Below are 12,517 nucleotides of genomic sequence, written 5' to 3'. Positions count from 1 at the left end.
GTACTTTGACATGGCGTAGGCAATGTCGTTGGTTCGAATCCGGTTGAACACAGATGTGGGTTTATAGCTCAGTTGGTTAGAGCACTACCTTGACATGGTAGGGGTCGTTGGTTCGAATCCAATTAAACCCACCACTCCCCTGCAATGACACACAAAGTCGCCTTGCGCACCCTGCGTCCTTAGCTCAGCTGGTTAGAGCATCACCTTGACATGGTGGGGGTCGGTGGTTCGAATCCACTAGGACGCACCAGATTTGAAAAGCCCGCTTGATAGCGGGCTTTTTGCATTGCCCGGCTCTGACCCCCGCTCTCCCCCGTCATCTGCCTCCTCTGGCCCACGGGCCGCCATTGTCGTGCCATGGCGGCCGCGTTTACCTCGCTTCGTCAGAAGAGATCGAGCTGCTGGCCGCAGATCCGCTCGAACGACTCCCCCACAAAGGGAAGGATGGCGTCGGCGATGGGCCTGAGCTGCTTGTCGATGTAGTGCTCGTAGTCGACGGCGCTGCGCCGGTACTCCAAAGGCTCGGGGCCGTTCAGGGTCATCAGGTAGGCGATAGTGCCCCTGTGCTGATAGCGCTGGGGCAGGCCGCGGCGCAGATTCTCCTCGTCCGCCAGGCGCGCCGCCCGCACATGGGGTGGCACGTTCTTCTGATACTCCTCGAGTTTCTGGCGCAGCCGCTTGCGGTAGATGAGCAGATCGTCGTGACGGCCCGCCCGGGTCTCGTCCACCATGGTGCGCACATAGCTGCTGGGATCCTGGTCGTGGAACACCATTTCGTAGAGCCGGGTCTGGAATGCCTTGGCAAGGGGGGTCCAGTCGGTGCGCACCGTCTCCAGCCCCTTGAACACCAGGTGCTCCCCTTCCCCTTCGCCCACCAGTCCCGCATAGCGTTTCTTGCTCCCCTTCTCCAGCCCGCGAATGGTGGGCATCAGGAAACGGCGGTAGTGGGTCTCGTACTGGATCTCCAGATGGCTCGGCAGGTCGAACTCCCGCCTGATCAGCGCGGCCCAGTTGTCGTTGATCATCTTCGCCAGTCGCTGGCCAATCTCGTCCGCCTGTTCGAGACGGATATCGCTCCCCAGGTGCACGAAGGTGGAATCGGTGTCCCCATAGATCACCTCGAACCCTTCTGCCTCTATCCACTCCCGGGTCTGCTGCATGATGCCGTGGCCCCGCAAGGTGATGGAGGAGGCGAGCCTCGGGTCGTAGAAGCGGCAGCCCCCCGACCCCAGCACCCCGTAGAAGGAGTTCATGATGATCTTGATGGCCTGGGAGAGGGCCTTGTTACTGGCGGCCTTGGCCCGATCCCGCGCCGCCCAGAGGGTGGCGATGAGATCCGGCAGGAAGTGACGGGTTCGGGAGAACAGGGCGCCGCGAAAGCCTGGAATGGCGTTATCCGGGTGTTTGAGCCCCTCCACCAGCCCCATGGGGTCGATGCAGAAGGTGCGGATGATGCTGGGATAGAGGCTCTTGAAGTCGAGCACCAGCACGTGGCGATAGAGCCCCGGCTTGGAGTCCATCACATAGCCGCCGGGGCTGGCGAGCCCGCCGTCTGCCGGCAGGTTGGGCGCCACATAGCCACCACGGTGCAGCCGTGGCAGATAGAGGTTGGTGAACGCCGCCACCGACCCCCCAACCCGGTCGAGCTCAAGACCGGTGAGGGAAGCGCGCTCGATGGCGAAGGGGATGAGGTGGCAGAAATCGAAGATCTCCCACACCAGCCTGCAATCTTCCAGGTTGTAGCGGGCCAGCGCCTCCTTGTCGGAGTGGAACAGCTCGGTGATCTTCTCTCCCCGGTTGGCCACGTCCTCGATGTCCTTGCCCCGCCCGAGCAGCTCGCTCGCCACCGCATCCAGGCTGTAGCTCGGGAACTGCCAGGTGGCGCTCTTGAGGGTATCGATGCCGTCCAGCACCATGCGCCCCGGGATGATGACGTTGCCGCTCTGGGGATCGTTTCGGGACGAGCGCCAGAAGCAGAGCTCCCGCCCACGCCCGAGCCGCAGCCGCCGCTTGTGGAGTTCGGCGCGGCGCAGCAGCAGGCGAAAGTCGAAATTCACCACGTTCCAGCCGATGACGAGATCGGGATCGTGCAGGCTGAACCAGCCCTCCAGGGCAGCGAGCAGGGCGGGCTCGTCCGCCACCCACTCGACGGGGGTCTCCCAGTCCTGCGAGTCCGGCTCCGGGGCACCAATCATGATGACCCGCGCGTCCTCTTCGCTATGGAGCCCCACCGAGAAGAGGGTGCCATCCATGGCGCACTCCACGTCCAGGGAGACCCAGGAGAGGGTCGGCGTCACCGCCTGCGGCGCACAGCGCGCCTCGTTTACCTCCCAGTAACCCTGCCTGCCCCCCTTGCGCCTCGCCTTGCCGTCAAAGCGCATCCCGGCGGTGATGAAGCGCTCCATGAGAAAGCGCTCGGGCAGGCGGATATCCGCCTCAAAGTGCTCCAATCCGCGGATGAGCAGCAGCTCGATGGCGCGGTGAAAGGCGCTCAGGGTGGCAAAGTAGCAGCCCACCACCCGGCTCCCCTCGAAGGTGTGCATGGGGAGGCGGCGAAAACGCCCCCTCACCCCGGCCCCCTTGAAGAGCTCTGCCGCCTCCTCCAGGTGGCGTTCCGGCAGGAAGAAGACCGGCTCCTGCCCCGGCACCACCACCCGTACCGGTCCCTGTGCGCTCCAGAGCCACATCACGATCTCGGTACGCCCCTGCACATCCCGACCATGGCGGGTCAGGATGAAGCCGTCGAGCGGCGGGGTCACGGGAGGGAGTGGCTGGATGTCGGTCATGCAGGTGGTCGGGCTCAAGAGTGGGATGGGACCATTGTACGTTCATACAGTACCCGGCTGCAATTGCCGGGCGGGGCCCTCAGGGCAGGCGCTGTGCCCCGTCTTTGCCATCCGGCGCCGGATTGGGGCATAGTAACCTCGGTATCACTCACCGGCACCGGGCGAGACGGCATGCCCAACTCCCGGCAGACGCTGCGACCTGCGCGCGCGTGCGCCAACCCTTTCCTCGACAAGGAGCACCCCATGACACAACAGTGGCAACGCATTGCCTCCCGCCTCACCGATGTGGGCGGCATCCCGGTGGCTCGCGCCATCCCGGTCAAGGAGCGGCGCACCATCGGGCCCTGGTGTTTTCTCGATCATATCGGCCCGACCCGCTTTGCCCCCGGCGCCCCCGGCATGGATGTGGGGCCCCACCCCCACATCGCCCTGCAGACCTTCACCTGGATGCTGGAGGGGGAGATCCTCCACCGGGACAGCCTGGGCAGCAAGCAGGTGATCCGTCCGGGCCAGGTGAACCTGATGACCGCAGGACGGGGCATCGCCCACACCGAGGAGTCGGTCCCGAACCAGCCCGATCTGCACGCCGCCCAGCTCTGGATAGCCCTGCCCGAGGCGGATCAGCATACCCCGCCCCGCTTCGATCACTACCCGACGCTCCCCCGCTGGCAGCAAGGGGAGATCACCCTCACCCTGCTCATCGGCGAGCACGGCGGCCGGCGCGCCCCCACCCTGCACTTCTCCCCCATTCTGGGGCTGGATCTGCACGCCCCCGAGGGAGGCGAGATCACCCTCCCCCTGGATCCCGCCTTCGAGCACGGCCTCTTTCCCCTCGCGGGGGAGACCATCGTCGCAGGGGAGGTCCTGGCCCCGGAGCAGCTGCTCTACCTGCCCCCCGGCAACCGGGAGGTGGCGCTGACCCTGCGCCCGGGCGCCCGGCTACTGCTCATCGGCGGCGAGCCCCTGCCCAGACCGCTGCAGATCTGGTGGAACTTCGTGAGCGTCGACAAGGAGGCCATTCGCACCGCCGCCGCCGACTGGGAGAGCGGTCATCCGCGCTTTGGCGAGGTGACGGGTTACCAGGGGCCCCGTCTCAAGGCGCCGCCCCTGACCGGGCTCTGAGCCAGGGTCCAAAACAAAAGAGCGCCCATGGCGCTCTTGTTGATTGGAATGAAGGCCCGTCAGGACTCCTCTTCCTGCTCCGCCTGCAACCTGGCCCGGCGGGCCATGGCCTCCTCCTGGGCACTTTCTATCTCGTGCAGCACGCCATCCAGATCGATGGCCTCCCGGCTCTCTTCGAACAGGCCGGTGAGCTCGGTCTCGGGGCCCAGCTTGCCATCCTCGAACAAGGACCACATCTCCCGGGCATAACGGGTCTTGAGCAGTTCGGGGGCATACATGCCGTAGTAGTTGCGCATGTTGTCGACATCCCGCTCCAGCATGGCCCTGGCCTGGTTGTTGGCGGCGGCATCCACCACCTGGGGCAGGTCGATGATGACGGGCCCCTCTTCGTCCACCAGCACGTTGAACTCCGAGAGATCCCCGTGAATGAGGCCAGCGCAGAGCATGCGCACCACGTAGCGGATCACCTTGCCATGATCCACCAGAGCCTGCTCACGGGTCAGGGCCACGTCGTTGAGACGGGGAGCGACGTTGCCGTCGGCGTCGGTGATGAGCTCCATCAGCAGCACGCCATCGAGGCAGACATAGGGCCTGGGCACCCGCACCCCGGCCGCCGCCAGCTTGAACAGGGCATCCACCTCGGTGTTCTGCCACACCTCTTCGTGCTGCTTGCGACCGTACTTGGAGCCCTTCTCCATGGCGCGGGCATCGCGGCTGCTGCGCACTCGCCGCCCTTCCTGATAGACCACGGCCTGCTTGAAGCTGCGCTTTGACGCCTCTTTGTAGACCTTGGCGCAGCGGATCTCGTCGCCGCAGCGCACCACATAGACGTCGGCCTCTTTGCCGCTCATCAGCCGGCTGATGACATCGTCCACCAGGCCGTCATCAACCAGAGGTTGGATTCGATTTGGAATTTTCATGACCGCCCTTTTACCCTATTTGCACCTTGTTTGCACCTGTTTGCTGGTGGCCTGCCACCCCTGTCAGAAACGGCCCGCAAGGGGGCCGTGTCGATCAAGGTTCCGGTGGCAGCCCCTGGCGGATGCGGCGGATCCCCGCCTCGTAGAGACCGTCCTCGCCCTGATCGTGCTCCTGGGTTTCGAAGATCTTGAGAAACCACATGTACTGCTCGGGGAAGCGGCCAAGCTGCTGCTCCACCATGCGGTTCATCTGGTTGACGTCCGCCACCAGATCCGCGGTGGGATAAGGGTCGAACGGCGCCTCGATCTCCAGCCGGTAGCACCCCTGATCCTCGTCGTAGCAGGCCAGAATGGGCACGGCGCGGGCACCGGTCAGCTTCACCAGCTTGGGCAGGGCCGGCAGGGTCGCCTTGGGGTGGTTGAAGAAGGGCACGAAGAGGCTCGCCTCCCGGCCGTGATCCTGATCCGGCAGATAGAAGAAGCTGTCGCCGCTGCGCAGGGCCTTGATGGCGGGCTTGATGCCGACGCTGCGCTCGTAGATACGCCCGCCCTTGCTGCGCTCGCGGTTGATATACCAGTCGAACACCGCATCCTTGGGGCTTTTCATCATGGTGCACATCTTGATCCCCTGGAGGGGGAAGTAGCGGCCAATCATGTCCACCGCCCAGGTGTGGGGCACCACGAAGATCATGGGGCGACCGGCTGCCCGCTCCGCCTCCACGTGCTCCCAGCCGCTCACCTTGACGCGCCCCTTGAGGAAGTCGGGGCTGCGCCAGGTCAGCTCGCCAAAGCCCAGGAAGGTCTTGAGCCCCACCCGGATGGATTTCAGCAGCAGGGCCTGACGGCCCGCCTCGTCGAGATGGGGGAAGCAGATCTTGAGGTTGGTGTCAGCGATGTAGGCCTGCTTCCTGGAGACGCGCAGCAGCAGGGGGGCCAGGTAGTCGGCCAGCTTGTCCCGTGCCCTTGCCGGCACCCAGGCCAGCAGGGAGAGCAGGGCGACGGCCAGCCAGCTGCCCCACAGACGGGGGTGCAGCAGGCGCGGATGAAAAGAGGTATCAAACACCGGATCTTGTGCGGACATGGTCGCCATCGAATCATCAAAACAGACCGTCATTTTAGTGATCCTGACAACTTTTTCTACCCTGCCCTGCACAGCGCCCTCGCGCCAAGTCACTGATCAGACAAGTTAGAAATAAAAAGTGGCCCGCTTGGGGCCACATTTTTGCACCGGGTGAGCGCAAGGCTCAGGGGTGAGGAGCAAGGCCCCGGCGGATGCGCCGGATCCCCTCTTCGTAGAGGCCATCCGGCCCCACCTGATCCTCACGGGTGTCGAAGATCTTGAGGAACCACATGTACTGGCCCGGGTGGCGGCAGAGCTGGCGCTCCACGCTGTCGTTCATGCGGCAGGTATCCGCCATCAGATCCGCGCTCGGGTAGTCGGCGTAGGGAGCCTCGACCTCCAGCCGGTAGCCGTGCGCCTGCTCGTCATAGCAGGCCAGCACCGGCAGGGCCCGGGCACCGGTCAGCTTCACCAGCCGTGGCAGGGCCGGCAACGTCGCCTTGGGGTGGTTGAAGAAGGGGGCGAACAGGCTCGCCTCCCGGCCGTGATCCTGATCCGGCAGATAGAAGAAGCTCAGACCGGATTTCACCGCCTTGATCACCGGCTTGATGCCGGCGCTGCGCTCATAGACGCGGCAGCCGTGCCGGGCCCGCGCGCCGTTGATGTGCCAGTCGAACACCGGGTTGCGGGCGCTCTTCATCATGGTGCACATGGGCAGGCCCCGCTGGGCGAAGTAGTAGCCCGCCGCGTCGATGGGCCAGCTGTGGGGCACCACCAGGATCACCGGTCGGCCAGCGGCCTGCTCCGCCTCGATATGTTCCCAGCCGCTGACCTGGATCCGCCCCATCACGTGGGCGGGGCTGCGCCAGGTGAACTCGCCAAAGCCCAGCAGGCTCTTGAGGCCGACCCGGATGGAGGTCATCAGGATGGCCTCCCGCTCGGCCTCGCTCTTCTCCTTGAAGCAGATGGCGAGGTTGGTCCTGGCGATGTAGATCTGCTTCTTCGAGATGGCGCATACCAGGGGCGTCAGAGCATCGGCCAGGCGATCCCGCCAGCGCGGAGGAACGAAGGCGAGCACACCGATGGCGCCGAGGGCGAGCCAGCTCAACCAGTAACGGGGGTGCAGCAGACGAGGCTGGAATCGGGCGTCAAACACGGGATCAGATGAGGACATGGGGCACGACAAAACAGTGGGAAGATAAAGTGGCGCGCATCGTGACAGGTATTACCAGTTAACGCCAACTGAATGTCGCCTGTATGGGCAACTATTTAAGCCACTTCACGGATTGACAAAATTAATCTGCTTCATTTGATTCCTCTCTGTGTCACTGCATCACGAACGGCAGACCCCGCACGGGCGGGGTCGATGACGAGGGGGGATGAAAACCTTGTGCCTAGCGGCGTGCGGGCTGCCCCGGCAGGTCATCCTGCACGGCCGGCAGGAAGAACATCAGGTAACGCAGGGCCACGTAACCCACCACCAGGGTGGCCACCCCCAGCTCCAGATAGGCCAGCTGATGGAGCTGCTCGGCATAGCGGGCCGCCTGTGGCCACTGCGACAGCAGGTGACTCACCTTGAACAGGGCGGTGGCCCCGATCACCAGGGGGAAGGTGAAAGCGGCGTAACCCGGCGAGAACGGCAGGCGCAGCAGCTTGATGAAGGCCAGGTAGATGATGCCGGTCATCAGCACGGCGATCCCGAGCAGCACCGCCACCAGCAGCAGGGAGGGATCCTGGCTCACGGTGAGGTAGCCGGCCAGCGACAGGCTCGCCGGGGCGGCCAGGATGGCGATGGTGGGCTTGGCGGCATCCGGCACCTCGTGGCTGAAGATGAGGCGATAGAGCATCAGCGGCAGCATCAGGCCGTAGCAGGCCATGCCGAACCAGAGCAGGCCGGTGGCCAGGGATGCGAAGGGACCGCCCGGGTAGGCCACGTCAGCCACGATGATCCCCACCGGCGGCACAAACCAGCTCGGCACCATGTGATGGATTTCAAACGCTTTGGCCCTGTGCCAGACGAAGGTCGCGAGGAAGACGAGGTGGATGATGACCGCAAACAGCCAGAGCCCCTGCCCCAGGGTCGGGGCGAGCAGGCCGACCGCCTTGGAGACCACCATGGTCCCCATGGCGTAGGTGGGCACCACGCTGCCCACCACGGGATGGGCGAGATCCTGCCACAACAGGCGCGGGTGGATCAGAAACTTGAAGGTCAGGACGAGGAGCAGCACGGCAGCGATGGCGGCCCCCAGCAGTTGCAGACGGCCATCGAACTGACCGGCATTTTCCCAGCACCAGCCGAGGCTGGCGATCCCCAGAGCCAGACCGGCCATGGGGGTCGGGGCGGCGGCCAGGGAGCGGCGGGTTCTTGCGATCATGGCGAATACCCTCTTGATGATGACGATGGGCATAGGATAAAGGGGGTCTATCGTTTACGATATCTAAATGAATTGAACTTAGCGTTTAGGAAAATCAAACGATATGAAGCTCACCCTGCAACAGCTCAAGGTGTTTGCCACCATCGCCCGCCACGGCAACCTGGGGGGCGCCGCCAATGAACTCTGCCTGAGCAAGGGGGCCGTTTCCCAGTCGCTGCAGGAGCTGGAGCGCCAGCTCGCCACGCCCCTGTTCGACCGGGTGCACCCGAGGCTCCAGCTCAACAGCGAGGGGCGCCTGCTGCAACCGGCCGCCGAGGAGCTGCTGACCCGGATGCAGGAGATAGAACAGCTCTTCAGCCCCGATGCCGAGCCAAGCGGCCAGCTGCACCTCGGGGCCAGCCAGACCATCGGCAACTACCTGCTGCCCGCCCTGCTGGCGGAGGGGGCCCAGGAGCTGGGGGCCGCCCCCAGGGTCACCATCGCCAACACCCACCTCCTGTGCCATGCCCTCGCCCACTTCGAACTGGATCTCGCCCTCATCGAGGGGGAGAACCACCACCCGGACCTGGTGAGCGAACCCTGGCTGGAGGACGAGATGCTCATCATCGCCGCCCCCGGTCACCCCCTGGCGGATCAGCTCGAGCTGCCCCTGCGCCGGCTTGCCGGGGAAACCTGGGTGCTGCGCGAGGCGCAATCCGGCAGCCGCGAGCAGTTCGAGCAGCAGCTCCAGCCCCACCTGCCCCGCTGGCAGGCGGGGATAGAGCTCAATACCCTGGAGGCGGTGATGCTGGCGGTGGAGAAGGGGCTCGGCATCTCCTTCATCTCCCGCCTCGCGGTGGCGGATCGGCTGGCACAGGGGCGCCTGGTTGCCCTCACCCCGAGTCGCCGCTTCCCCCGCCAGCTCTCCCTCGTCTGGCACAAGCAGAAGTTCCACTCCGCCGCCCTGCGCCGCTTCCTGGCCTTCTGCCGCGCCCAGACCCTGGCGTGAGAAGCCCTTCGGATACGACAAGGGCGCCATTGGCGCCCTTGTCGTTCAGCCGATACTCCCCTCGGCCCTTCCCCGGCCTCAGCCGGCGAGTCCCCCTTCAATCCAGCCGAGCACCTGCCGGGTCACGGCCTGGGGCACCCAGGGGGAGTCCAGCAGCCGGTGGCGCAGGCAATCGGCGAAGTGATCCGCCTCGTGCTGCATGCCGCCCCCCTCCACCGGCAGGTAGATGTCCGCCGGCCAGATGACGGGAGCAGGCCCCCCTTGCCAGCGAATGTGCTGGGGATTCCACCACTTGCCCTCGATGACCAGGCGCCACCCCTCCCCGGACAAGGACGCTTCCCGCTCGAGATCCTCGATGATGGAGGCCCCGAGTTCGGCCCGAAACGGCTCATCGAACGTGAAGCTGGCGGCGAGATCCACCTCCCCCGGAGCCCGCGTCAGCGTCACCTCGGGGGCGGGGCAGCCCAGCCCCAGCCGATGGCAGAGGGCGGCATGGAGCCAGAGGGGATAGACCCCCACGTCCCAGGCAGCGCCGCCATCCAGCGCCGGATCGAACAGCTTGCCCACCTTCGGCTGGGCCGAACCGAACGCCGCCCGCAGCTCGCGCGGCGGCGGCAGCAGGGGCAGGCGCTGCAACAGGGCGCGCATGGCGGGGAAGCACATTACCTTCATGGCCTCGAGCAGCAGCAGGCCCCGTGCGTGGGCGAGCGCCACCAGGGCGTCCCAGTCCGCTACCCGGGTCACCGCCGGTTTCTCCACCAGTACGTGCTTGCCCGCCAGCAGCATCTGCCTCACCAGGCCCGCGTGCTCCGGGTGGATCACCGCCACATAGACGGCCTCCACCTCGGGGCTGGCGGCCAGGGCCTCATAGCTGCCATAGGCGTGGGGCAGCCCCAGATCCCGGGCGAACTCGTCCGCCCGTCCCTGGTCCCGGGCGGCGATGACCACCACCTCGGCTCCCCTGGCGTGCCCGTTCACATCGCGGCAAAAACGCCGGGCGATGGCCCCCGCCCCGGCAATGCCAAAGCGCAGGGGCGCCCTTGTCTCGTCGTGCATCGTCTCTCCTTGCTACCCAATGGTGGACCCCGGCATCACGCCGGGCGCGGGCTCCCGGCCAGGCTGCGCAGCCAGCTTATCTCCTCGCCCCAGATGGACTCGTCGATGGTCTCGAGGATAAGCGGGATGCCGTCGAAACGGTCGTCGTTCATGATGTGGTGGAACACCGCCTCGCCGAGGTTGCCCTCCCGCAGGCTGTGGTGACGGTCGACCCGACTACCGAAGGTACACTTGGCGCCGTTGATATGCATCCCCTTGAGGTACTGGAACCCCACGATGCGGTCGAAGTCGGCAAACACCGCCTCGCACCCCTCGGGGGTACGCAGATCGTAACCGGCGGCGAAGGCGTGGCAGGTGTCAAAGCAGACGCCGACCCGACTCTTGTCCTCTACCCCGTCGATGAGGGCGGCCAGATGCTCGAACGACCAGCCGAGGTTGGTACCCTGGCCTGCGGTATTCTCGATCACCGCCGTCACCCCTTCGCTGCGCTCCAGCGCCCAGTTGATGGACTCGCTCACGAGCTTGAGGCTCACCGCCTCGGGGATCTGCTTGAGATGGCTGCCCGGGTGGAAGTTCAGGTAGCACAGCCCCAGTTGCTCGCAGCGCTTCATCTCGTCCAGAAACGCATCCCGGGACTTGGCGAGGGCATCGGGGTCGGGATGACCCAGGTTGATGAGGTAGCTGTCGTGGGGCAGGATCTGCTCGGGACGAAAGCCCTCCTTCTCGCAGGCGGCCTTGAAGGCGCGAATGCTGGCCTCGGAGAGGGGCGCCGCCTGCCATTGGCGCTGGTTTTTGGTAAACAGGGCGAAGGCGTTGGCCCCGATGGCTTTGGCCCGGGCGATGGTGTTTTCCACCCCGCCCGCCGCACTGACGTGGGCTCCGATAAATTTCATCTCATCTCCTGTGCACTGTGACCGGGTGCCTGCCGCGCTGGCCACCGCACCCGTTGCCGGGGCGCCATTATGCCCAAGCCAACCCCTTGCGCCAAACCGGGATTGTCGATGGGGGCAATGGAAAAGGCGCCCGCAGGCGCCCAGGGACACTCTCTTCCCTGCCCTCGCCGGGCCTTCGCACTAGCCGGGAGTGAATTCCACCCGGTTGCGGCCTCGCCGTTTCGCGGCGTAGAGGGCATCATCCGCCCGCTTGAGAAGGGTGCTGAGGGCGCCGTCTTCAGGTGACGAGGATGAATACCCGATGCTCGCGGTCAGCCTGATGGACTCGCCCTCGTACTCGATCACCTGGGCCTCGATGAGGGCGCGAAGGCGGTCGAGCACGGAAAACGGGGGCTCGCTGTCACCCCCCGTCATGATCATGGCAAATTCCTCTCCCCCGATGCGGGCGAAGATATCCTCCTGCCTCATGTTGCCCTTGACGAGGCTGGCCACCGCCTTCAATGCATGATCCCCGGCGACATGACCATATCGGTCATTGAGACGTTTGAAATGGTCCAGATCCAGAATGGCGATGATAAAAGGGGTGCCCGTCAGCCTGGACAATATCAGCCGCCGTTCTCCCTCATTCATGAAGGCCCGGCGATTGGCGGTCTCCGTCAGATAATCCGTGCAGGCCTGCTGCTCCATGTCGGCGATTTGAAGGTGCAGCTGGATATTGAGGGCCAGCCAGTTCGCCAGACATTGCAATACCATGGCGTGGTCGGCGGTGTAATAGCCCTTCTCGTGGTGGGCGACATTCAGGGTACCGATACTGACCGTCCCCTGAATCATGGGGGCATCCATGCAGCAGCCCATGCCGTGCCGGGAGAGCATCTCGCAATCGAGATCTGCGGACTGGGCCAGGTCGTCGCATATTCTCAGCATGCCGGTCGAAAATACCCGGCCCACCATGGTCCCTTGAATGGGCACCAGAAAATCCATGGGAATGGCATTGTTGCCCATCACCGAATAGAGCGTCAGGGAGTCTTCATTTTCCTTGATGGTGATGCTGACCCGTTCGGCAGAAAAAAGATGGAATATCCACTTCGCCATCACGTTCAATACATCCTGAAGGGACGCGGCCCTGGTCAGGTCCTGAATAAAGGTGACCGGGATGGTAATTGTCTTGCCGGGCCCCAGGCTGGACAAAAAATCTGGATCAAATATTTTTTCGTTATTGTGATGGTGCATAGCTACCTCGCCCATTTTTATTATTGCCACCCACGCTGTCCTATATGCCGGCCGCCAGGTGTCCAGATATTATTTGCCAGTGCCCCT

Annotated in this window: 10 protein-coding genes and 2 tRNA genes; 4 read left to right on the top strand and 8 right to left on the bottom strand. The window is 64.7% G+C overall.

From position 1 onward, the window contains the following. Nucleotides 1-57 precede the first annotated feature (57 nt). Both OKC41_RS17650 and OKC41_RS17645 read left to right on the top strand, forming a co-directional pair. Nucleotides 58-134, top strand: a tRNA-Val gene (locus tag OKC41_RS17650). A gap of 39 nt (nt 135-173) precedes the next feature. Beyond that, nucleotides 174-250: transfer RNA gene (locus tag OKC41_RS17645), tRNA-Val, on the top strand. A 133-nt stretch (nt 251-383) separates the two neighbouring features. On the opposite strand, the gene OKC41_RS17640 is transcribed toward OKC41_RS17645, so the two are convergent. Beyond that, nucleotides 384-2,786, bottom strand: coding sequence for a DNA polymerase II (locus OKC41_RS17640; RefSeq protein WP_124244738.1), 2,403 nt, complete (start codon nt 2,784-2,786; stop codon nt 384-386). Between the two features lie 243 nt (nt 2,787-3,029). Here OKC41_RS17640 and OKC41_RS17635 point away from each other — a divergent pair, with 243 nt between their 5' ends. After that, complete coding sequence (locus tag OKC41_RS17635) at nt 3,030-3,908, top strand: pirin family protein (protein WP_201894059.1); 879 nt, start codon at nt 3,030-3,032, stop codon at nt 3,906-3,908. A 59-nt stretch (nt 3,909-3,967) separates the two neighbouring features. Here OKC41_RS17635 and OKC41_RS17630 read toward each other — a convergent pair whose 3' ends face one another. The 4 genes from OKC41_RS17630 to OKC41_RS17615 all read right to left on the bottom strand — a co-directional run bounded on the left by OKC41_RS17630 (nt 3,968) and on the right by OKC41_RS17615 (nt 8,263). Next, on the bottom strand, nt 3,968-4,828 hold the full coding sequence (locus tag OKC41_RS17630; RefSeq protein ID WP_029314478.1) for a PA4780 family RIO1-like protein kinase: 861 nt from the start codon (nt 4,826-4,828) through the stop codon (nt 3,968-3,970). Nucleotides 4,829-4,922: 94 nt separating this feature from the next. Beyond that, a complete protein-coding gene (locus tag OKC41_RS17625) occupies nt 4,923-5,918 on the bottom strand; it encodes a lipid A biosynthesis acyltransferase (protein ID WP_041215911.1) in 996 nt (331 codons plus the stop codon). Between the two features lie 154 nt (nt 5,919-6,072). Beyond that, nucleotides 6,073-7,062, bottom strand: a complete 990-nt coding sequence (locus tag OKC41_RS17620; protein ID WP_045524804.1) for a lipid A biosynthesis (KDO)2-(lauroyl)-lipid IVA acyltransferase — start codon at nt 7,060-7,062, stop codon at nt 6,073-6,075. Nucleotides 7,063-7,282: 220 nt separating this feature from the next. Further along, a complete protein-coding gene (locus OKC41_RS17615; protein ID WP_042017687.1) occupies nt 7,283-8,263 on the bottom strand; it encodes a TDT family transporter in 981 nt (326 codons plus the stop codon). 103 nt (nt 8,264-8,366) lie between these two features. On the opposite strand from OKC41_RS17615, the gene OKC41_RS17610 reads away from it, so the two are divergent. Further along, complete coding sequence (locus tag OKC41_RS17610; RefSeq protein ID WP_039039086.1) at nt 8,367-9,251, top strand: LysR substrate-binding domain-containing protein; 885 nt, start codon at nt 8,367-8,369, stop codon at nt 9,249-9,251. A 78-nt stretch (nt 9,252-9,329) separates the two neighbouring features. Here OKC41_RS17610 and OKC41_RS17605 read toward each other — a convergent pair whose 3' ends face one another. The 3 genes from OKC41_RS17605 to OKC41_RS17595 all read right to left on the bottom strand — a co-directional run bounded on the left by OKC41_RS17605 (nt 9,330) and on the right by OKC41_RS17595 (nt 12,430). Continuing rightward, a complete protein-coding gene (locus tag OKC41_RS17605) occupies nt 9,330-10,307 on the bottom strand; it encodes a Gfo/Idh/MocA family oxidoreductase (RefSeq protein ID WP_270672231.1) in 978 nt (325 codons plus the stop codon). Nucleotides 10,308-10,342: 35 nt separating this feature from the next. Then, on the bottom strand, nt 10,343-11,200 hold the full coding sequence (gene nfo / locus OKC41_RS17600; RefSeq protein WP_201894061.1) for a deoxyribonuclease IV: 858 nt from the start codon (nt 11,198-11,200) through the stop codon (nt 10,343-10,345). 180 nt (nt 11,201-11,380) lie between these two features. Then, nucleotides 11,381-12,430 (bottom strand): sensor domain-containing diguanylate cyclase, encoded by a 1,050-nt coding sequence (locus OKC41_RS17595; protein WP_081999408.1) that lies wholly within the window; start codon nt 12,428-12,430, stop codon nt 11,381-11,383. Nucleotides 12,431-12,517: the final 87 nt, after the last annotated feature.

The sequence above is a fragment of the Aeromonas sp. QDB17 genome, assembly GCF_027705305.1.
Taxonomy (GTDB): domain Bacteria; phylum Pseudomonadota; class Gammaproteobacteria; order Enterobacterales; family Aeromonadaceae; genus Aeromonas; species Aeromonas caviae.
Note: the sequence above shows the minus strand (reverse complement) of the source record. Positions and strands in the feature narration are given on the sequence as shown.

Excerpts from the sequence above, each read along its gene's own strand:
- OKC41_RS17640 (WP_124244738.1), bottom strand. The coding sequence starts at position 2,786 with ATGACCGACATCCAGCCACTCCCTCCCGTGACCCCGCCGCTCGACGGC.
- OKC41_RS17635 (WP_201894059.1), top strand. The coding sequence starts at position 3,030 with ATGACACAACAGTGGCAACGCATTGCCTCCCGCCTCACCGATGTGGGC.
- OKC41_RS17630 (WP_029314478.1), bottom strand. The coding sequence starts at position 4,828 with ATGAAAATTCCAAATCGAATCCAACCTCTGGTTGATGACGGCCTGGTG.
- OKC41_RS17625 (WP_041215911.1), bottom strand. The coding sequence starts at position 5,918 with ATGGCGACCATGTCCGCACAAGATCCGGTGTTTGATACCTCTTTTCAT.
- OKC41_RS17620 (WP_045524804.1), bottom strand. The coding sequence starts at position 7,062 with ATGTCCTCATCTGATCCCGTGTTTGACGCCCGATTCCAGCCTCGTCTG.
- OKC41_RS17615 (WP_042017687.1), bottom strand. The coding sequence starts at position 8,263 with ATGATCGCAAGAACCCGCCGCTCCCTGGCCGCCGCCCCGACCCCCATG.
- OKC41_RS17610 (WP_039039086.1), top strand. The coding sequence starts at position 8,367 with ATGAAGCTCACCCTGCAACAGCTCAAGGTGTTTGCCACCATCGCCCGC.
- OKC41_RS17605 (WP_270672231.1), bottom strand. The coding sequence starts at position 10,307 with ATGCACGACGAGACAAGGGCGCCCCTGCGCTTTGGCATTGCCGGGGCG.
- nfo (WP_201894061.1), bottom strand. The coding sequence starts at position 11,200 with ATGAAATTTATCGGAGCCCACGTCAGTGCGGCGGGCGGGGTGGAAAAC.
- OKC41_RS17595 (WP_081999408.1), bottom strand. The coding sequence starts at position 12,430 with ATGCACCATCACAATAACGAAAAAATATTTGATCCAGATTTTTTGTCC.